Source organism: Cupriavidus basilensis (assembly GCF_029335485.1).
Lineage (GTDB): Bacteria > Pseudomonadota > Gammaproteobacteria > Burkholderiales > Burkholderiaceae > Cupriavidus > Cupriavidus basilensis_E.
Genome location: NZ_JARJLM010000111.1, coordinates 1 through 18,864, shown reverse-complemented (window position 1 = coordinate 18,864; position 18,864 = coordinate 1). Strand labels below are relative to the sequence as shown.

General features: G+C 67.2%; 17 protein-coding genes. 14 read left to right on the top strand and 3 right to left on the bottom strand.

Annotated elements, in window-relative coordinates; genetic code table 11:
- Positions 1-75 precede the first annotated feature (75 nt).
- A complete protein-coding gene (locus P3W85_RS06365; RefSeq protein WP_276264163.1) occupies positions 76-717 on the top strand; it encodes a GntR family transcriptional regulator in 642 nt (213 codons plus the stop codon).
- A 142-nt stretch (positions 718-859) separates the two neighbouring features.
- Complete coding sequence (locus tag P3W85_RS06360) at positions 860-2,431, top strand: sensor domain-containing diguanylate cyclase (RefSeq protein ID WP_276264162.1); 1,572 nt, start codon at positions 860-862, stop codon at positions 2,429-2,431.
- Positions 2,432-2,493: 62 nt separating this feature from the next.
- On the opposite strand, the gene P3W85_RS06355 is transcribed toward P3W85_RS06360, so the two are convergent.
- Together P3W85_RS06355 and P3W85_RS06350 are read right to left on the bottom strand one after the other, a co-directional pair.
- Positions 2,494-4,641: a cation:proton antiporter gene (locus P3W85_RS06355; protein ID WP_276264154.1), complete on the bottom strand. Its 2,148-nt coding sequence runs from the start codon at positions 4,639-4,641 to the stop codon at positions 2,494-2,496.
- 188 nt (positions 4,642-4,829) lie between these two features.
- Positions 4,830-5,756: a LysR family transcriptional regulator gene (locus P3W85_RS06350; RefSeq protein WP_276264153.1), complete on the bottom strand. Its 927-nt coding sequence runs from the start codon at positions 5,754-5,756 to the stop codon at positions 4,830-4,832.
- A 195-nt stretch (positions 5,757-5,951) separates the two neighbouring features.
- On the opposite strand from P3W85_RS06350, the gene P3W85_RS06345 reads away from it, so the two are divergent.
- Positions 5,952-6,926 carry a 3-hydroxyacyl-CoA dehydrogenase family protein gene (locus tag P3W85_RS06345; RefSeq protein WP_276264152.1) on the top strand — a complete coding sequence of 325 codons (975 nt, stop codon included), beginning with the start codon at positions 5,952-5,954 and terminating at the stop codon, positions 6,924-6,926.
- An 81-nt stretch (positions 6,927-7,007) separates the two neighbouring features.
- Entirely contained in the window at positions 7,008-7,850 is an 843-nt protein-coding gene (locus P3W85_RS06340) for a 3-keto-5-aminohexanoate cleavage protein (RefSeq protein WP_276264151.1), read from the top strand.
- A gap of 35 nt (positions 7,851-7,885) precedes the next feature.
- On the opposite strand, the gene P3W85_RS06335 is transcribed toward P3W85_RS06340, so the two are convergent.
- Positions 7,886-8,152, bottom strand: a complete 267-nt coding sequence (locus tag P3W85_RS06335) for a copper resistance protein CopQ (protein WP_276264150.1) — start codon at positions 8,150-8,152, stop codon at positions 7,886-7,888.
- A 617-nt stretch (positions 8,153-8,769) separates the two neighbouring features.
- Between P3W85_RS06335 and P3W85_RS06330 the strand changes: the two genes are divergently transcribed.
- The 10 genes from P3W85_RS06330 (at position 8,770) to P3W85_RS06285 (ending at position 18,663) form a co-directional block, all read left to right on the top strand.
- A complete protein-coding gene (locus P3W85_RS06330; RefSeq protein ID WP_017229046.1) occupies positions 8,770-9,426 on the top strand; it encodes a CDP-alcohol phosphatidyltransferase family protein in 657 nt (218 codons plus the stop codon).
- 6 nt (positions 9,427-9,432) lie between these two features.
- Positions 9,433-11,211 carry a bifunctional alpha/beta hydrolase/class I SAM-dependent methyltransferase gene (locus P3W85_RS06325; protein ID WP_276264149.1) on the top strand — a complete coding sequence of 593 codons (1,779 nt, stop codon included), beginning with the start codon at positions 9,433-9,435 and terminating at the stop codon, positions 11,209-11,211.
- Positions 11,211-12,632 carry a phosphatase PAP2/dual specificity phosphatase family protein gene (locus P3W85_RS06320; protein ID WP_430869506.1) on the top strand — a complete coding sequence of 474 codons (1,422 nt, stop codon included), beginning with the start codon at positions 11,211-11,213 and terminating at the stop codon, positions 12,630-12,632. The genes P3W85_RS06325 and P3W85_RS06320 overlap by 1 nt, the downstream gene beginning before the upstream one ends.
- Positions 12,613-13,083: a hypothetical protein gene (locus P3W85_RS06315; RefSeq protein ID WP_276264148.1), complete on the top strand. Its 471-nt coding sequence runs from the start codon at positions 12,613-12,615 to the stop codon at positions 13,081-13,083. Before P3W85_RS06320 ends, P3W85_RS06315 begins: the two co-directional genes overlap by 20 nt.
- A 5-nt stretch (positions 13,084-13,088) precedes the next feature.
- Positions 13,089-13,715, top strand: a complete 627-nt coding sequence (locus P3W85_RS06310) for a lysophospholipid acyltransferase family protein (RefSeq protein WP_276264147.1) — start codon at positions 13,089-13,091, stop codon at positions 13,713-13,715.
- Positions 13,716-13,721: 6 nt separating this feature from the next.
- A complete protein-coding gene (locus tag P3W85_RS06305) occupies positions 13,722-14,684 on the top strand; it encodes a phosphatidate cytidylyltransferase (protein ID WP_051078422.1) in 963 nt (320 codons plus the stop codon).
- Positions 14,685-14,843: 159 nt separating this feature from the next.
- Entirely contained in the window at positions 14,844-16,241 is a 1,398-nt protein-coding gene (locus tag P3W85_RS06300) for a saccharopine dehydrogenase C-terminal domain-containing protein (protein ID WP_276264146.1), read from the top strand.
- The gene (locus P3W85_RS06295) at positions 16,238-17,410 is read left to right on the top strand and encodes a glutathionylspermidine synthase family protein (protein WP_276264145.1); all 1,173 of its coding nucleotides are present in this window, start codon (positions 16,238-16,240) and stop codon (positions 17,408-17,410) included. Before P3W85_RS06300 ends, P3W85_RS06295 begins: the two co-directional genes overlap by 4 nt.
- Positions 17,411-17,429: 19 nt before the next feature.
- Positions 17,430-18,179: a hypothetical protein gene (locus P3W85_RS06290; protein ID WP_276264144.1), complete on the top strand. Its 750-nt coding sequence runs from the start codon at positions 17,430-17,432 to the stop codon at positions 18,177-18,179.
- Between the two features lie 85 nt (positions 18,180-18,264).
- Positions 18,265-18,663: a DUF350 domain-containing protein gene (locus P3W85_RS06285; protein WP_017226680.1), complete on the top strand. Its 399-nt coding sequence runs from the start codon at positions 18,265-18,267 to the stop codon at positions 18,661-18,663.
- Positions 18,664-18,864: the final 201 nt, after the last annotated feature.

The window sequence follows — 18,864 nt, the reverse complement described above, 5'->3', positions numbered from 1 at the left end:
CGGGCAGGTACCCGCGCGCAGCCGGTGGATGCCGTCCACAGTCAGGATGAAGCCGCCGGCGGTGGCGCGGATGCCATGCTGGCCGCCGCCGCGATACTGGAGGAAGACATCGTGTTCGGCTTGCTGAGTCCGCGCGAGCGGCTGGTCGAAGACGATCTGATGGCGCGCTTCGGCCTGAAGCGCCATGTGGTGCGCCAGCTCCTCGTCGCGCTCGAAGGCATGGGCGTGGTCGAGCGTAAGCGCAATGTCGGTGCGGTGGTGCGCGCCTTTGCGCCGCGCGAGGTGATGGAGCTGTACGCCTTGCGCGAAGTGCTGGAAACGCACGCCGCCAGCCTGATCGCGCTGCCGGTGCCGGCGGCGCGCCTGCAGGCGCTGGTATCCGTCCAGCAGGCACACGATGCCGCCGTGGCCGCGGGCGACGCGCGGGCCGTGTTCCGCATCAACCAGCGCTTTCACCGCGAGCTGTTCACGCTGGTCGACAACACGGTGCTGCGGCAGGCGATCGAGGAATACGCGCGCCGCGCCCATCCCATCCGCTTCGGTTCGCTGGCGGCGGCGGGCTACCGCGAGCGTGCCCGGCAGGAGCACTGGGCCATGATCGAGGCCTTGCGCGACGGGCGGCGCGAGGCGCTCATCGCGCTATGCCGCAATCATTTGCTCCCTTCGCGGGACGCCTACCTGGCGGCGGAACGCGAACGCGGCGCCCTGCCGGCATAGGCGGGGTCAGCGCTGTGCCGGGCGGGCTACCACATGGCTTGCCGATCATGCCTGTTAATATCGGTTCCTTCTAAGAAAATCGTCAGTCGGCAAATAGATGTCCGCGCAACCGCGTAATACGCCCCCGGAGCGCTCGCCCAAGATGGGGCTGGGTGGTTTGATCCTGCTTCTGGCCCTGGGATCGGTACTGCTGACCATGGCCAACACGCTGTACTCCAGCTATCGCGTGCAACGCGACCTGTTGATCAGGAATACGCTGGAAGCCAACCGCGTCTATGCGGCCAAGCTGGCGGAGTCCACCGAGACCCATCTCGACAGCACCATGCAGCAGCTGGCATACAGCGCCAGGGTGCTGGCCTCGAACATGGATGTGCCGGCGCGCCTGGCGGAGGAGGCCGACCGTCTCCGCCTGCAGACCCGGAGCCTGAATTCGGTCGCCATCGTGCGCCGGGACGGAACGCTGGTTGCTGTTTCGCCGGCCACCTTGCGTGTCGCCGGCACCAGCGTCAAGACGGACTGGGGACATGCGCTGCTGACGACCCGCACGCCTGCGATCAGCGAACCGTTCATATCGTCAACGGGCCGGCTCATCATCTTTATTTCCCATCCGATCATCGACGCGGAGGGACGGCTGCTCGGTTATCTGGGGGGCACGATTTATCTGAATGCCAAGAACATGCTGCATACGATTCTCGATAGGCACTATTATCGGGACAGTTCGTACGTCTATGTGGTGGACCGCAAGGGCACCATTATTTTTCATCCGGACAATACGCACGTCGGAAAATCGATCATCAAGAATGCGGTCGTCCGGGCGGTGACCGGCGGCGAGGCGGGGTCGCAGGACGTGCAAACCCTGTATGGCGTCGACATGCTGGCCGGCTACGCGCCCGTCAAATCCACCGGCTGGGGCATCGTTGTGCAGAAATCCACGGAAACCACGCTGGCGAACCTCAACCACCTCGCGCTCGTGACCTTCGGCAACAGCATTCCGTTCCTGCTGCTGTCGCTGGTCTTTATCTGGTGGTTCTCGCGGTTGATTTCCAGGCCGCTGGGGCAACTGGCCGAGAACGCCAGAATGGTGGCCACCCCGGACGGCATGGGGAAAATAGAAAAGATCCTGTGCTGGTACCTCGAGGCCGACCGGCTGAAAAAAGCGCTGCTGCGCGGCATGAGCCTGACCAGCAGCGAGCTGGATAAACTCAATCAGCAAACCATTACCGATGCGCTGACGGGTTTGCGCAACCGCCGCGGGCTGGCCAATGCCTTGGACCTATACCGGCAGGCAGGCCAATCCTTCGCGGCGATCACGCTCGACGTGGACCATTTCAAGGCAATCAACGACCGCTACGGGCACGATGTCGGCGACCAGGTATTGAAGCATATCGCCGGCCTGATGCGCGCGGGCTCCCGGGGCGGCGATATGGCAAGCCGCAGCGGTGGCGAGGAGTTCGTCATATTGCTGCCCGGTTCCAGCCAGGAGAACGCTTTCCATATCGCCGAGCGTTTGCGCGAGGCGGTGGAGAGAACGCCGAACCCGACCGGCGGCGTGATCACGATTTCACTGGGTGTGGCGCATTTTCCCTCGTCGGCGGAGGCGGTCGGCGAGGTGCTCAAGCAGTCCGATATCGCCCTCTATCAGGCCAAGCGCAGTGGACGCAACAAGACCGTTTCCTATCGCAAGGAACCGGCCGGTGCAGTGGCGCCGCACTAGCGGGACAAAGGGGTACTCTCGCCACGCTCGCCCCAGGGCAGCTTCCCGCCGCCAGCCGGGCTTCAGTCGGGCTCGCCTGCTTGCGGTGGACTGCGCATCCCGGCGGACGCCGCCGTTGGCGCCAGCGCGCTGCGCAGCGGCGGGCGCGCCAGGTTGGCCTGCCACGCGCGCTGGGTCACCTGCGCGATCTGGTTATAGGCTTCCCTTGAAATCACGTTCTCCTCGCGCATGGCTTCCAGCGAGCGCTGGCCCTTGCGCAAGGCGAACAGCATCAGCAGGCGCTTCTCCAGCGCTACCGTGTAGCCGCCGAACTGTGCCCGCATTTCGTCCAGGCCCCCGCTAGCCGACCTGACACGCTCTTCGAGCACGCCGTCCAGCACGGTCGTCAGCCGCGCCCCGAACACCGGTGTCAGCAGTGAGCGGTTGTATTGGCGCAGCCGCTCCAGCACGGTCTGGCGGCAGACCAGCAGTTCGAAGCGGTCGGCCAGCGCGCGGGCCAGCGGCCGGTCGATCGACAAGCGCCGATGCAGGAACAGCGCTATGCGGTAGCCGCGCTGGTAGTCCAGGATATGCCGGGCGGCGCGGTTGTAGCCCAGGCGTCCATGCTCGCGCGCCGCATCGATCATCATCGCGGTATTGCGCATCATGGCGTCGAGGTTGGCCACCGAGATCACGCCGTCGCCATACTCTGGGATCAGTTCGCGCTCGCGCGTGGCCAGCGTGACCAGGCCAATGGTGAAGCGGTCGCGCTCGGACAGGGCGGTATCGAAGTCGAACTCCATCGAGCCCAGCTCGATCTCGCGCCGGTAATGCGCCGCCACCTCGCGTGCCGCGGCCGGGGGCAGGTCGAAGGTCTGTGCGATGCGCTCCAGCATGGTCTCGACCTCCTCGGTCGAGAGCCGGATGGCCTGCTGCTGCAGCGCCTGTTCCTGTGGCGAGAGCCGATCCAGGCCAAGCTGGTGGATCAGCCAGCGCAGCGTGGTGCCGTTGAGCAGCAGGCTCACCAGCACGAAGCCGGTAGCCAGGATGGCGACAAAATGGCGTGCTTCATAAGGCAGGGCATCGTTTTCGGCGATGCCCAGCGCCAGCACCAGCGTGACCGCGCCGCGCAGACCGCCCCAGGCAATCGCCAGCTTGTAGGCCCCATTGATCGGCGCGCTCAGCTTCAGCCACGACAGCAGCGGCAGCAAGCCGAACAAGGTCAGCAGGCGCGCGGCCAGCGCGGCCAGCACCAGCGCCAGCAGCCACAGGCCATGGTGCGGCGTCACCCCGGCCAGCAGCGACGGCACCCGTACTGCCGCCAGCAGGAAGACGATGGCCCCCGCGATCCCTGCGAACTGTTCCCAGATCATGCGCAGGTGACGCCAGTTGCGCGGGCGCAACCGGGTGGGACCGAGCGCGCTCACCATCAGCCCGGCGCACACCACGGCTACCACGCCCGAGACACCGAGCAACTGGTCGGCCAGCAGGTACAGCGGGTAGGGCAGCGCCAGCGTCAGCGCGCCTTCGGCCATGGCCAGCCCGGCCAGGCGAGGCAGCAGGTCGGCCACCAGCCGCCCCGCGATCGCGCCGCACAGCACGCCGCCGGCAAAGGACCAGGCCAGCTCGCGCAATCCGGCGCCGAGCGTGGCGTCGGTCCCGTGCCCGGTCAGCATGGCCACCAGCACACCGGCAATGGCGATGGCGGCGGCGTCGTTAAGCAGGCTCTCGCCTTCGACCAGCCGGATCAGCCGGGCCGGGGCGCCCACGTCGCGGAAGATCGCGATCACCGCGGCCGGATCGGTGGTGGCCACCACCGCGCCCAGCAACAGGCAGACCACCACGCTGGTACCGCTGGCCAGGGAGGTGGCCAGCCCGATCACGCCGGTGGCCACGATCACGGCCACGATGGCCAGCAGCAGGACCGGTGCCGCGTCCGGCAGCATATTGCGCACGTCGGCGGTCAGCGCGGCATGGAACAGCAATGGCGGCAGGAAGATCCACAGGTAGGCCTCGGGCGGCAGGGCCGGGTCGATCAGCGGATGCAGGAAATGCCGGGCGAACTGCGGGGCGGAGGCATCGATGAGCACGTAGCCGGCACCGATGGCGATACCGATCGCCGAGAGCAGCGTGGATTCCGGCAGCGTCAGCCTGGCTGCGGCGACCTGCACCACCGCGACAATGGCCAGCAGCGCGCCCGCCAGGATAAGTACGTCGACGACGATATTCAAACGGGTCTCCGCGGCCGGACGGGCGAGGGCCGGGGTTGTACTGCTGGTGTCTGTGTCACGCCTGCTTCCTTGATTTCCGATGTGGCTGCCGGCGTCGAACATACCGCGAATGCCGGCGCGCTTTCAAGCGTTGTACGGTTTGCTTACCGCTTCGCGCATCGCGCGCTTGCCAACGGCGCCAGTACCGCTCACGGGGTGGCAGGCACGCCGCCGCCAGCCTGAGCCAGGTGGGCGCGCAAGGCGCCGACCAGCGCCACCGCCGCGGGCGACAGGCTGCGGTTGCGCGCCGTCACCAGCCCGATCGAGCGTTCCGTCACCGGGGCGGTGAGCAGGCGCTCGACGATGCCGGCCTGGCGCACCGTGCCGGCCGCGATTTCCGGCAGCGCAGCCACGCCGAAGCCGCATTCGACCATGGCCGCGATGGTGGTCAGGTGCTCGGCCTCGAACACCGGCTGGAAGCGGATGCGATTCTGCAGGAAGGCCCATTCGGCGTACTGGCGCACGCTGCTGGGGTGGTTCATGGAAACGTGTGGCGCGTCGACGGTGTCGGCCCAGCGCAGCGGCCCCTTGCCTTGCGCCAGCGGGTGCCCGGCGGGGATCAGCAGCACGAAGCGGTCGGACATCATGGGGTCGTAGTGCAGGTCTGCCTGCTGCGGGTCGGCTGCGGTCAGCGCGAAGTCCACCTCGCCGGCGCGCACCAGGTCGAAGGCGGGGCCGGAAAGCGTGTCGTAGACCTTGAGCGCTACCTGCGGATGGTCTCGCCGGAAGGCCATCAGCACGCGCGGCAGCAGGCGGGCCGCCAGAGACGGCAGGGCGGCCACCGCAACCTGGCCGCGTTCGGCACTGGCGATGCCGCTGACCGCATCGATGGCGTCGCGGAAGGCGGCCTGCAGGATCGCCGCCTGCTGCATGAAGACCTCGCCCGCCGCCGTCAGGCGCACCGTGCGGGTGGTGCGGTCGAACAGCCGCACGCCGAGCGATTCCTCGATGCGCAGGATCTGGGTGGACAGCGCGGACTGCGACAAATGCAACTGGCCTGCCGCCTGACGGAAGTTCAGGGTCCGGCCGAGCACCAGCGTGGTCTCGACGTCGCGCATCGATAAGTTGATTTTCATGGGATTGATCTGATTTTCAGATCATTCTATATGGAAAATCTGATTCATCAATCAACGCGGCTTGTCTACACTGGCGCTCAATCGTGCTGAACCCACGCCGCGAGGCACGACAGGGCACTGTCAGGCGCCGTTTTCGCCATATCTTCGTGGGCAGCCATCCCAATACAACCACGCCAGTCCGTACCGAGGAGCACCATGCCCGATGTCCCCGCCGCCTTTTCGCTAGCCGGTCCCGGCACCGCCCACGCCGTGGTGGTGGGCGGCGGCACCATGGGCGCCGACGTAGCCGTGGTGCTGGCCCGCGCGCTTTGCCGCACCACCGTGGTCGAGCCCGAGGCGCACCGCGCCGCCGCGGTGCCGGCCAGGGTTGCCGCCAATCTCGCGGCCATCGGGCCGGCAGCCGAGGCCGGCATTGCCGGCCTGGCGGTAGCGGCCTCGCTCGAAGCCATCGACTGGAACACGGTCGACCTGGTGATCGAATGCATTCCCGAGCGGCTCGATATCAAGCGCGCCCTGTTTGCCGACCTGGCCCGGCGCGCGCGGCCGGATGCCATCCTGGCCAGCAATAGCTCGAGCTTCCCGATCAGTGCCATCGGCGAGGGCCTGCCCACCCGCGAGCGCATGCTCGGACTGCATTTCTTCATGCCGGCCCACCTGGTGCCGCTGGTGGAGGTGGTGCTGGGCAACGGCAGCGCCGAGGCCGGCGCCGACGCCTTGATCGCCTTCATGCGCCGGTGCGGCATGGTGCCGGTCAAGGTGAAGAAAGACCTGCCGGGATTTCTCGCCAACCGCTTGCAGCACGCCTTGTCGCGCGAGGCTTTCGACCTGATCGACCGCGGCATCGCCTCGCCCGAGGATGTGGATGCGGCGGTGCGTTTCGGCTTCGGCTTTCGCTTCCTGGCCGCCGGCCCGGTGATGCAGCGCGACCATGCCGGCATCGACGTGCACGCGGCGGCCGGGGCTACCATGTATCCCACCTTCTGCAACGCCGCGACGCCGGCCCGCTGCCTGAGCGAGCGGGCCGCGGACGGCCGCCATGGCATGAAGAGCGGAGAAGGTTTCTACCAGTGGACACCCGAGGCCATCGCCGCCGAGCGCGAGCGTTATGATCGCCTGCTGCGCGCGGGGCTCGACCTGATCGCGCCGGAGTTGCCGAAGATCGAACCCTGAGAATTCCAGGCAATATGGCAATACCGATGTTTGCCGGAATGCAGCCCCGGAAATGCCGGACCTACCGATACCGAATGCAATATGAGTGAACACACCCTGCTGGCGGATTCCCCGCTGATCATTACCGTGGCGCCCAACGGTGCCTACAAGACCGCCAAGGATCACCCGGCCGTGCCGCTGACCGCGCGGACGCTGGCCGCCGAGGCACGTGCCTGCCTCGATGCCGGCGCCGCCATGATGCATATGCACGTGCGCCAGCCCGATGGGCGCCATTCCCTGGATGCCGGGATCTATCGAGAGGCCCTGGCCGCGGTCAGGCAGGCGGTGGGCGATGCGCTGCTGGTCCAGGTAACCAGCGAGGCCGCTGGCATCTACCGTGCCGCCGAACAGATTGCGATGGTGCGTGAGCTGCGGCCGGAAGCGGTCTCGATCGGCCTGCGTGAAATCGCAGTGCCGGACATCCCCGAGGCGGAACTGGCCGGCTTCCTCGCCTGGCTGGCGCGGGAGCGGGTCATGACGCAGATTATCCTGTACGACGCGGCCGACGTGGCGCGCTGGCAAGCCCTGCGGGCGCGCGGGCTGGTGCCGCCGGGCGCGTGGTCGGTGCTGTTTGTGCTGGGCCGCTATTCGGCCGGGCAGGTCTCGTCGCCGCATGACCTGCTGCCATTCCTGCAGGTTTTCGACGGCTCGCTGCCGTGGGCAATCTGCGCCTTCGGGCGCGAGGAGAATGCCTGCGTGACCACCGCCGCGGCCTTTGGGGGGCATGTACGGGTCGGATTCGAGAACAACCTGAAGCTGCGCGACGGCAGCACCGCGCCAGGCAACGCGGCCCTGGTCGGGCAGGCGGCCGAGGGCGCGCGGACGCTGGGCCGTCCGCTAGCCTCGGCCGAGCAGGCCCGCCGCATCTACAGCGAGATCCGCTGATCGCCCGGCGCGCGCCTCAGGCGTCGCCATGGCGCTCAAGCGCCGTCGCTGAAGGTGTCGCGGGTGCCGATGCGTGCGCCGTCGCTGTACGGGTCGCGCGGACCGAGGCGGTTACCGTCCGTATAGGGATCGCGCGGCCCCAGTTTGCTGGCGCCCTGCGAGTAAATATCACGGGTCTGACCAGCGGCTGCGCCATCGAGATAGGGATCGACGCTGCGCGGCGCGGCGCTGGCGAGGCCGGCAACACCGGCCAAGGTGGCGGCCAGGGTGGTGGCCAGCAGGGCTTGCTTGATCGTACGCATGGTGTTTCTCCTGGGGTTCGGCGATCTCCATCGATCGACCGTGCCGCCAGTCTAAGAATCCGGCACCCACGGCAACATGACTGGTACATGACAATCCTGTCATGCGCTTTCCTTCCTTCCTTCCTTCCTTCCTTCCTTCCACTCCCGCGGGCAGTTGCCCGCTGACCTGGTTCGCCTGCCTGGCCTGCGCCGACGTCTCCAATGCTGTGGTGGGGGGGCTTCTCAGCCCTTTTTTCGGCAAGTTCGCGCATATCCCTCCTATTCGTTCCGAATTCTTCGCAATGATGCTGCGGCGCCGTGGAAGGCATCCTGATCAGCATCGTCCGAAAATAGGCCGGAAATGTGCCAAAAATCTCATAAATTCTTAATGAATGGCGTAAACGCCTGATATCACGCTATCCTTGCCGAATTGTCGGGAGCGAGGCACACCGCACCGATGCCGCGAGCGGCCATGGGCCGTCACTGACGATAGGTGGCGTGGTCTGAAATTAGAGTGCGGAAGAGACGCAAAAGGGATGGAAGAGGATAGAAAAGAGATACAAAATCGCATTTGGCCGGTGTGCGCGGGTGCGGGCACGGCGGCCGCAATAACATAAGGCCTCGACAAGCCACGGAACATGACGCTTTACCAGATCAAACCAAAATTCCAGGCGCTCTTGCGGCCCCTGGTGAAGCGCCTTGCCGCGCAAGGCGTGACTGCCAACCAGGTCACGCTGGCCGCCGCTGGCGGGTCGCTGGTGGTCGGAGCGCTGGTCGCGGCGCTGGCCTGGCTGCCGCTGGTGTTCCTCCTGATGCCCCTCTGGCTGTTTGTGCGCATGGCACTCAACGCCATCGACGGCATGCTGGCGCGCGAGCATGGCCAGCAGAGCGTACTGGGCGCCTATCTCAATGAACTGGGCGACATCGTCTCCGATCTTGCATTGATCCTGCCGTTTGCGCTGGTTCCGCCTTTCGGGGCCGGCGAGGTCATGGTGTTCGCCGTCCTGGCCGTGATCGTCGAATGCGCGGGCCTGATCGGGCCGCTGGCCGGCGCCAGCCGGCGCTATGACGGTCCGCTCGGCAAGAGCGACCGGGCACTGCTGCTGGGTGCGCTTGGCTTGTGGGTCGGGCTTGGCCTGGGCCTGGCCTATGCTGCGCACTGGCTGTGGGTGCTGTTGTCGCTGCTGTCATTGCTGACCATCGCAAACCGGGTGCGCCGCGGCGTGGCCGAGGCAGAGCTGGCGCGCCGGACACCGGCGCCGTCGCGCGAACCGCCTTCCCAACCCATGGAGTGATACTACGTGGATAGTCAAACCGGTCGTACCCCCGTCGAAGCGCAGTTCAAGACCCACGATGGCCAGTCGCTGTTCTACCGCCACTGGCCGGCCGCAGGTAGCGGCCCGCTAGGCGCCGTGGTCCTGTTTCATCGCGGGCACGAGCATTCGGGCCGTATCGCCCACCTGGTGGATGAACTGGACCTGCCCGGCCACGCTTTCTTCGCGTGGGATGCGCGCGGCCATGGACGCTCGCCGGGGGAGCGGGGCTACAGCCCCAGCCTGGCCACCTCGGTGCGCGACATCCAGACCTTCGTCGACCATATCGCCGCCGTCCACGGCATTCCGGTGGAGCGCATCGCGGTGGTGGCGCAAAGCGTGGGCGCGGTCCTGGCCGCAACCTGGGTGCACGATTACGCGCCGCGGATCCGCAGCCTGGTGCTGGCGTCGCCGGCCTTCAAGGTCAAGCTCTACGTGCCGCTGGCGCGTCCGGGCCTGAAATTGATGCACAGGCTGCGCGGCAAGTTCTTCGTCAACAGCTACGTCAAGGCCAGGTTCCTGACGCACGATCCCGGGCGCATCGCCAGCTACCAGCAAGACCCGCTGATCACGCGCCCGATTGCCGTCAATATCCTGCTGGACCTCTATGAGACGGCGGAGCGCATCGTGGCCGATGCAGCGGCCATCACCGTGCCGACGCAGTTGCTGATTTCCGGTGCGGACTGGGTGGTTCACCGCGCGCCGCAGGACGCGTTCTACGAGCGGCTGGGCTCTGCCGTCAAGGAACGCATCGTGCTGGACGGCTTTTACCATGACACCCTGGGCGAGCGCGATCGCGCCCCGGCCGTGGCGGCGGCAAGGCGCTTTATCGTGCGCGAGTTCGAGACACCGTCGGCGCCGGTCACGCTGCTGAACGCGGACCGCAGCGGCGCATTCAAGGAGGAGTCGGACCGGCTCGCACGGCCGCTGTCTCCGGCCAGCCCGGCTGGCATGTACTGGGCCCTGGCGCGGGCCGGCCTGAAGTTCGGCGGCCTGCTGTCCGATGGCGTGCGGCTGGGGCACCAGACCGGCTTCGACTCCGGCTCCACGCTGGACTACGTCTATTGCAACAAGGCGGGGGGGCGCTTCGGCATCGGTCCGGTGATCGACCGCAATTACCTGGACGCTATCGGCTGGCGCGGCATCCGCCAGCGCAAGGTGCATATCGAGGAGTTGCTGGGCGATGCGATCGCCAGCCTGCGCGCTGCCGGCGCGCCGGTGCGCATTGTCGACATCGCCGCGGGCCATGGCCGCTACGTGCTGGAGGCGCTGGCGAACGGCTTCCATGGCGCCGCCGCGCAACAGGTGCAGAGCATCCTGCTGCGCGACTATAGCGATATCAACGTCACGCAGGGCCGCGCACTGATCCGCGCCAAGGGTCTCGCCGATATCGCCCGCTTCGAGAAGGGCGATGCGTTCGACGGCGACGACCTTGCCGCGCTCGACCCGGCGCCCACGCTGGCTATCGTCTCCGGCCTGTATGAACTGTTTGGCGACAACGCCATGGTGTCGCGCTCGCTGGGTGGGCTGGCACGGGCGGTGGCGCCGGGCGGCTACCTGGTGTATACGGGCCAGCCCTGGCACCCGCAGCTCGAATTCATCGCGCGCGCGCTCACCAGCCACCGCGCCGGTTCGGCCTGGGTGATGCGGCGGCGCCCGCAGGCGGAGATGGACGAACTGGTGCGGCAGGCCGGTTTCGAGAAGATTGCCCAGCGTATCGACCCGTGGGGCATCTTCACGGTCAGCCTGGCGCGCAGGACTGCATGATGCTGCGCCAGCGCGCCCGAGACGCGCATACCGCCATGGCGGCAGGGCAGGCCGGCGCCACCGGGGCTCGCCCGTGGGGCCTCGCCCTGGTCCTGCTGGCCGCCATGGGCGCGCTGTTCTTCTCCTCGTATGGACTCGCCAACTGGCTGGCGAGCCAGCGCTCGGCGGTGCCGTTCTTCTTTTTCGGGTGGGAGCGGCAGATTCCCTTTGTGCCGTGGAGCATCGTGCCGTACTGGTCGATCGACCTGCTCTACGGCCTGTCCTTCTTCCTGTGGCGCACGCGGGCCGACCTGCTGACCCACGCCAGGCGCTTGCTGGCCGCGCAGCTGATATCGGTGGCTTGCTTCATTGCCTTTCCGCTGCGTTTCGCCTTCGAGCGGCCACAGGCCGATGGCCTGCCAGGCCATCTGTTCACGCTGCTGGGCGGGTTCGACAAGCCGTTCAACCAGGCGCCGTCCCTGCATATCGGCCTGCTGGTGATCCTGTGGGTGGCCTACGCCATGCACGCGCGCGGCGGCTGGCGCTGGCTGCTGCACGGCTGGTTCGCGCTGATCGGGGTGTCCGTGCTGACCACCTACCAGCACCATGTCATCGATGTGCCCACCGGCTGGCTGGTGGGCTGGTTCTGCGTTTTCCTGTTTCCTTTCCAGCGCGGGCAGGCGGCTGCCGGGCCCGCTGCCAGGGGACGCACGCGGCAATTGGCTATGCGTTACGCGGTGGCCGCCCTGGCCGTTGGCGCGGTCGCCCTGGCGCTGTTGTCGACGTCCGCCGTTGCCGCGTTGCTGCTGGGCTGGCTCGCGCTGGCCCTGGCATGCGTTGCCGCGATCTATCGGCAAGGCCAGGCCACCCTGTTCCAGAAGCGGCACGACGGCCATATGCCGCTTGCCGCGCGCTGGGTGCTGGCGCCCTATCTGCTTGGCGCCTTCGCCAATTCGCGCTGGTGGACGCGCCGCCAGCCCGGCGCCAGCGAGATCGTGCCGGGGGTGTGGGTTGGCCGTTTGCCGGGCAGCGCGGAACTGCGCCGGCTCGGCGCCGATGCCGTACTCGACCTGAGTGCCGAATTGCCCCGGCTGGCGCCCGCTGCCTGGTATCGCTGCGTGCCGGTGCTGGACCTGACCGTGCCCACGCCCGCGCAGCTGGATGAAGCAGTGGGCGTGCTTGACGCGTGGCATCGCGACGGGCGCAAGGTACTGGTTTGCTGCGCGCTCGGCTACTCGCGCAGCGCGCTGGTGGCCGGCGCGTGGTTGTCCGGGCATGCCGGCGTGCACGATGCTGGAGAGACGCTGGCGCTGCTGCGCAAATACCGCCCGGCCGTGGTGCTGGGCCCGGACAGCGTGGCCGCGCTATCGCAATTCATCGGCCGCCAGCGCGCGGCCGCGCAGGTTTCCGGGGGAGCAGGCCATGCCGATCTCAACGCATGACGACGACCGGCTCGAGGCTGGCGCCGAGCACTGGGTGGCGCAGGCCGCGGTGGGCGGGCTCGACGCCGCAGCCCGCCTGGTCTGGGCCGGGCTGGCGCTGGCATTGGTCAACCTGCTGCTGGCCGGCACCCTGTCGCCCGCGGGCCGCGTCTATCTTGTGCTCGGCATCGTGGCGGCCGCGCTCGGCGCTGTCCAGCTGTGGCTGCTGATACGCGTGGCGATCGACCGGCGCCTGTTCGGCGCGCTCGCCGAGGCTTCGGCGCTTGCCGGCATGGCTGCATCCCTGGCCTCGCTCGACCAGGCGCTGGCGGGGCTGGGCTGGGGCCGGCCGGTGGCCGGCGGCCGCTCCCTGGCGCGGCGCGCTCGCGGCGCACTGCGTTTCCTCCACTGGGCCGCCGCGCTGGCTGCCCTGCAATTGCTGGCAGCCTTGCTGCTGTTGCTGCTGAGATAACACGAATGTGGTTTGCCAAACTGGTGGCGCGCGCCATCATCCTGTTCGCACGTTTGCTGACCGGCATGCAGGCTCGCTGGAACGGCTGCCTGCCCGCCGCGGTGCAGCGCATCTATTTCGCCAACCACAGCAGCCACGGCGACTTCGTGCTGATCTGGGGTTGCCTGCCGCCGGACCTGCGCCCGCTCACGCGGCCGGTGGCGGGCGCGGACTACTGGAACAAGTCGTCATTGCGCCGGTTTATCGGCAGGGATGTGTTCAATGCCCTGCTGATCGATCGCAGCCGTAGCGAGCCGGGCAGCGATCCGGTGGCGCTGATGGAGCACGCGGTGCGGCAGGGCGATTCGCTGATCCTGTTTCCCGAGGGCACCCGCAATACCACCGACGAGCGGCTGCTGCCCTTCAAGAGCGGCATCTATCATCTCGCGCGTACCTGCGCCGAGGTGGAGTTCGTGCCCGTGTGGATCGACAACCTCAACCGTGTGATGCCCAAGGGCGAGTTCGTGCCGGTGCCGCTGCTATGCACGGTTACCTTCGGCAAGCCGCTGAAGCTTGGCGCGGAAGAAGCCAAGGACGATTTCCTGGCGCGTTGCCGCGCAGGCTTGCTGTCGCTTGCGCCGAAGCTGGACTAAGACACCATGACCATTCCTCGACCGACCATGATGCACGAGACCTGGCTGCTGTTCGGCGGCGTCTTCGGCGTGCTGTTGCTGGCCTCCGCCGTGACCGCGCTGCTGCGCTGGCGCGTTGCCGGGGGCCGCCCGCATGCGGTCATCGACAACCTGGGCGCACGGGTGTCCGCCTGGTGGTGGATGATCGGCGTGCTCGGGGTGACCTTCGCCCTGGGGCGGACCGCCATCATCGTGCTGTTCTACCTGCTGTCGTTCTTCGCCTTGCGCGAGTTCATCACCATCACCACCACGCGGCGCGGCGACCATCGCGCCATCGTTGCCGCCTTCTTCGTCTTCCTGCCCATGCAGTATGTGCTGGTGTATATCGGCTGGTACGGGCTGTTCTCCATCTTTATCCCGGTCTACGCGTTCCTGTTCCTGCCGATCCTGTCGGCGTTGTCGGCGGAAACCACGCGCTTCTTCGAACGCTGCGCGGAGGTGCAATGGGCGGTGATGATCTGCGTGTTCTGCATCTCCCATGTGCCGGCCTTGCTGACCTTGCCGATTCCCGGCTTCGAGGATCGCAACCTGCTGCTGATCGCCTTCCTGGTGATCGTGGTGCAGGGCAGCGACGTGCTGCAGTACGTGTGGGGCAAGCTGCTCGGCAAGACCAGGATCGCCCCGCTGCTGTCGCCGTCGAAGACCGTCGAAGGCTTTGTCGGCGGCGTGGCCAGCGCCACCGCGCTGGGCGCCTCGCTGTGGTGGATCACGCCCTACGGCTCGCCCTGGAAGGCAGGCCTGATCGCGCTGGCGATTGCCCTGATGGGATTTCTTGGCGGACTGGTGATGTCGGCCATCAAGCGCGATCGCGATATCAAGGACTGGGGCCATATGATCCAGGGCCATGGCGGCATGCTGGACCGGCTGGATTCGGTGGTGTTCGCCGCGCCGATCTTCTTCCACATCACCCGCTACTGGTGGGTGCCCTGAGTGGAGCGGGGCGGAGCGGTGCGCGCCATCCTGGCGTTGCCCGCCTGCGCCGCTCATCCGCGTTGCCAGTCGACCTGGCCTTTCAACCTGTCGTCTTAACGGCCGATGGGGTATTCAGCCGTCCGGCGCCACGGGTGCATGGCCGGCAGCAACATCATCATGTCAAGCAAGCGCATCGAGCATATTCTCATTGTCGGCTTCGGCTGCATCGGCCAGGCCATCCTGCCGTTGTTGTCGCATGCCTACCCGGACGCCGCCATCACGGTGCTGGACCGGACCATGGACGCCCACCGGCTTGCGCTGGCCCGGCAATATCGCGCGGCCCCGCTGCACGCCACCGTCACAGCCGGGAACCATCCGGCGTTGCTCGGCCCCTTGCTCGGGCCGCAGAGCTTCCTGCTCAACCTGGCGCCTGCCGTGTGCAGCCGCGACCTGATCGCGCTGGCGCAGGCGCACCAGTCGCTCTACCTGGATAGCGGCATCGAACCCTGGGACTACGAGGACGGGATGGATTCGATCCATCTCAGCAACTACGCCCTGCGCAGCGAAATGCTGGCCTTTGCCCGCGGCCGCGAGCGCATGCCCACCGCGCTGGTGGCGCACGGCGCCAATCCCGGCCTGGTTTCCCTGCTGGTCAAGGCGGCCTTGCTGAAGCTGGCGCGGCATGCCGGCTTGCCCGACTCCCAGCCCGCAGACCAGGCCGCCTGGGCCGGGCTCGCGCGCCGGCTCGATGTACGGGTGATCCAGGTGGCGGAGTACGACAGCCAGTCCGCGCCAGGCTTCCCGGCCCCCGGCGAATTCGCCAACACCTGGTCGGCCGACGGCTTTATCACCGAATGCCTGCAGGACGCCGAACTGGGGTGGGGCAGCCATGAGCGCGGACTGCCCCCGGGCGGCAGGCGCCACGGCGATGGCAGCGATGCCGCCATCGCGCTGGACCGGCCCGGCCATCGCACGCGCGTGCGCTCGTGGTCCGCGTTGCATGGGCCCTTCGAGGCCTGGCTGATCACGCACAACGAGTCGATTTCGCTCGCCGAGTACCTGACTTGCGCCACGCCCGGCGAGCCCCTGTACCGGCCAACGGTCTACTACGCGTACCGGCCGACCCGGGCGACCCTGGCCTCGATGCAGTGGCTGGACGAGCGCGGGGCAAGCCGCATTGCCAGCCATCGCATCCTCAAGGACGAGATCGACGATGGCGTGGACGAACTCGGCGTGCTGCTGATGAGCGGATGCCATGGCGCGGTATGGCACGGCTCGCAACTGGACGTGCAGCGCGCCCGCAGGCTGGCGCCGCACAACTCCGCCACCAGCCTGCAGGTGGCGTCCAGCATCGTCGCCGGCATGCGCTGGGCGCAGGCCAACCCGGCGCGCGGCGTGACCGAGTCCGATGCGCTGGACTACCAGCCGGTGCTGGAGCAGGCCGCCGGCTGGTGGGCGCCCATGGTCACGCGGTTCACCGACTGGACGCCCGTACCGGGCCGCCGCACGCTGTCCTTCGACGAATTTCTCCTCACCGCTCCCGCGCCGCGGGACACGGAAATCACCCAGCCATGAAACGTATCGCGCAGACCCCGCGTGCCGACTGGCCGCAACAGCTGGAACGCATCGGCTTTCATTTCCACTCGCTGGACGAGCAAAACCTGCCGCGCCAGGTGGACCGCAACACCTTCTTCTACTGGCGCGAAGACGTAGCCTACGAATTCGAGGCGCAGGAGATCGAAGCGCTGTACGCCGCGGCGCTCGAGCTGAACCGGCGCTGCCTGGAGGCCGTGCAGCACGTGATCGACCACGATCTGTTCGCGCGGCTCGCCATCGCCCCGGATTTTGCCGGGCTGATCCGCGCGTCCTGGGAGCGCGACGAGCCGACGCTGTTCGGCCGCTTCGATATGACCATGGACGCGCTCGGCGTGCCCAAGATGTACGAATTCAACGCCGATACGCCAACGTCGCTGATCGAATCGAGCCTGGCGCAGTGGTTCTGGAAAGAGGCGGTGCAGCCGGATGCCGACCAGTTCAACAGCCTGCACGAGGCGCTGGTGGCGCGCTGGCAATGGCTACGCCGCCATTACCGCGATGCGAAGGTATTGCATTTTGCGTGCATGTTCGACAGCCAGGAAGACGTCTGCAATGTGGAGTACCTGATGGATACCGCGCTGCAGGCGGGCTGGTCGGTCAAGATGACCGACCTGGAGCAGGTTGGCTCCGACGGGCGCGGCGGCTTCTACGATGGCGACGACGAGCCGATGGAGCTGGTGTTCAAGCTCTATCCGTGGGAATGGATGGCGAGCTCCGACTATCGCGCGGAACTGGCGGGGAGCGCGGTGCGCTGGGTCGAGCCGCCATGGAAGGCCGTGCTCTCCAACAAGGCCATCCTGCCGATCCTGTGGGATCTGTTTCCCGGCCACCCCAACCTGCTGGAGGCGTCCTTCCGCGAGGGCGCGTTCGCCGGGCGCTCGTATGCCAAGAAGCCGTTCCTGTCGCGCGAAGGCGAGAGCGTGGTGCTGCTGACCCCGCAGGGCCGTTTCGAGAATCCCGGCGAGTACGGCGAGGAAGGCTTTATCTACCAGGCGTACGCACCCGCGCAGCGTTTCGACGCGCGTTACACCACGCTCGGTGTGTGGATCGTCGACGACGTGCCCACCGGTCTGTGCGTGCGCGAGGAACTGGGGCCGATCGCCAAGAACACCAGTTTCTTCGTCCCGCATTATTTTCAGAAAGCCTAGTCCGGAGAAAGACCAAAGCATGGCCAGGAAGAAGAGCAAGAAGGGCGGCCAGCCGTCGAAATACGGCAGCCCCTACCAGCCGCGGACCAGCGGCTCCAGCCGGCCGGCATGGTCCGGCCAGGCCAGGCCGGCCGCTGGCGCCGCCAGTGGCCGCAAGTCGCGGCCCATGCTGTTGCTGATCGGCGTGTGCGCGCTGGCCACCGGCGCGGCGGTGATCGGTTCCTGCAGCAGCGACGGCGATGATGATGCCGTGACCGTGCGGCGCGCCAGCTACGCTTCGCAGGCCGACTGCGAGGCCGACTGGAATTCGCCCGACGATTGCGAAGCGGTGCCTCTCGATCGTCTCTACTCGTCCAGCCTGGCTGACACCGCCAGTGGCGGCGGCGGTGGCACAAGCAGTGGCGGGGGAGGCGGCTATCACGGGGGCTATCATGGCGGTCCCATAGCCCGCTGGTACGGGCCCTACTACACCGAATCGGGTACGGTCTACCACCCCGACGGCACGCAGACCCGGCGGGATATGTCGAGTGGCGCACCGCGTCCCCTGGGCGTGTACGACAGCAGTGGCCAGATGGCCCGCATGGGCCAGGCGTCCGGGACACCGCATGCGGCCATGGTGGAGGAGGCTACGCTGCGCCGCAGCAGTCTCGGGCGTGGCGCGAGCGCCGGTATGTCGATGCGCTCGGCCGCCGTCAGCCGTGCACCGGTTTCGTCGCGTGGCGGGTTCACCAGCCGCTTCGGCGGTTCGGGGCGCTCCGGCGGCGGTTGAGGCCGAGGCCGGAAACGCGAAACCCATACTCCCATCCCCGATATTCAACGCTCAAGAAGAACAGCCCAACCATCCAGGAGCCCATATGACATTGCCACTGCAGCCGGCTTACGCCTACCTGATCTACATCCTGTCCAGTTTCGCCATGCTGGGCCTGTTTTTGCTGGTGTATACCCGTATCACTCCTCACCGGGAGTTCGACCTGATCCGGCAAGGCAATGTGGCGGCGGCCTTGTCGCTGGGCGGCGCGGTACTCGGTTTTTCGCTGACGCTATCGGCCAGTATCCAGCACAATGCGGCTTTCTCGATGTTCGTATTGTGGGGCTTTGGCGCCTTCGTGGTGCAAGTGCTGGCCTATCTGATCGTGGCGTGGGTGCTGCGCGGCGTCAGCGAGCAGATCACCGCGGATAACCGTGGCATGGGCGCCTTGATGGGCGTGGTGTCCCTTGCCGCCGGCATCGTCAATGCCGCCTGTCTGTCGTAGCGGGCGAGCCGGCAGGGCGGGTGAGCGGGGCGGGCAACCGGCTCGCTCGGAGCAATCGCGGCGGTGGCAATGCACCGGTGGGAAATGTCTGTGCCAGCAGTAGTGCAAGACCCTGTAAAATCGATCCCCGACAGGCGGATTGAACCGCCGGATCCCCCCCTTCCTCTGCTTTGCCGGCCATCCGTTGCCGGTAAAGTTAAT

Excerpts from the sequence above, each read along its gene's own strand:
- P3W85_RS06365 (WP_276264163.1), top strand. The coding sequence starts at position 76 with ATGCTGGCCGCCGCCGCGATACTGGAGGAAGACATCGTGTTCGGCTTG.
- P3W85_RS06360 (WP_276264162.1), top strand. The coding sequence starts at position 860 with ATGGGGCTGGGTGGTTTGATCCTGCTTCTGGCCCTGGGATCGGTACTG.
- P3W85_RS06350 (WP_276264153.1), bottom strand. The coding sequence starts at position 5,756 with ATGAAAATCAACTTATCGATGCGCGACGTCGAGACCACGCTGGTGCTC.
- P3W85_RS06345 (WP_276264152.1), top strand. The coding sequence starts at position 5,952 with ATGCCCGATGTCCCCGCCGCCTTTTCGCTAGCCGGTCCCGGCACCGCC.
- P3W85_RS06340 (WP_276264151.1), top strand. The coding sequence starts at position 7,008 with ATGAGTGAACACACCCTGCTGGCGGATTCCCCGCTGATCATTACCGTG.
- P3W85_RS06335 (WP_276264150.1), bottom strand. The coding sequence starts at position 8,152 with ATGCGTACGATCAAGCAAGCCCTGCTGGCCACCACCCTGGCCGCCACC.
- P3W85_RS06330 (WP_017229046.1), top strand. The coding sequence starts at position 8,770 with ATGACGCTTTACCAGATCAAACCAAAATTCCAGGCGCTCTTGCGGCCC.
- P3W85_RS06320 (WP_430869506.1), top strand. The coding sequence starts at position 11,211 with ATGCTGCGCCAGCGCGCCCGAGACGCGCATACCGCCATGGCGGCAGGG.
- P3W85_RS06315 (WP_276264148.1), top strand. The coding sequence starts at position 12,613 with ATGCCGATCTCAACGCATGACGACGACCGGCTCGAGGCTGGCGCCGAG.
- P3W85_RS06310 (WP_276264147.1), top strand. The coding sequence starts at position 13,089 with ATGTGGTTTGCCAAACTGGTGGCGCGCGCCATCATCCTGTTCGCACGT.
- P3W85_RS06305 (WP_051078422.1), top strand. The coding sequence starts at position 13,722 with ATGACCATTCCTCGACCGACCATGATGCACGAGACCTGGCTGCTGTTC.
- P3W85_RS06300 (WP_276264146.1), top strand. The coding sequence starts at position 14,844 with ATGTCAAGCAAGCGCATCGAGCATATTCTCATTGTCGGCTTCGGCTGC.
- P3W85_RS06295 (WP_276264145.1), top strand. The coding sequence starts at position 16,238 with ATGAAACGTATCGCGCAGACCCCGCGTGCCGACTGGCCGCAACAGCTG.
- P3W85_RS06290 (WP_276264144.1), top strand. The coding sequence starts at position 17,430 with ATGGCCAGGAAGAAGAGCAAGAAGGGCGGCCAGCCGTCGAAATACGGC.
- P3W85_RS06285 (WP_017226680.1), top strand. The coding sequence starts at position 18,265 with ATGACATTGCCACTGCAGCCGGCTTACGCCTACCTGATCTACATCCTG.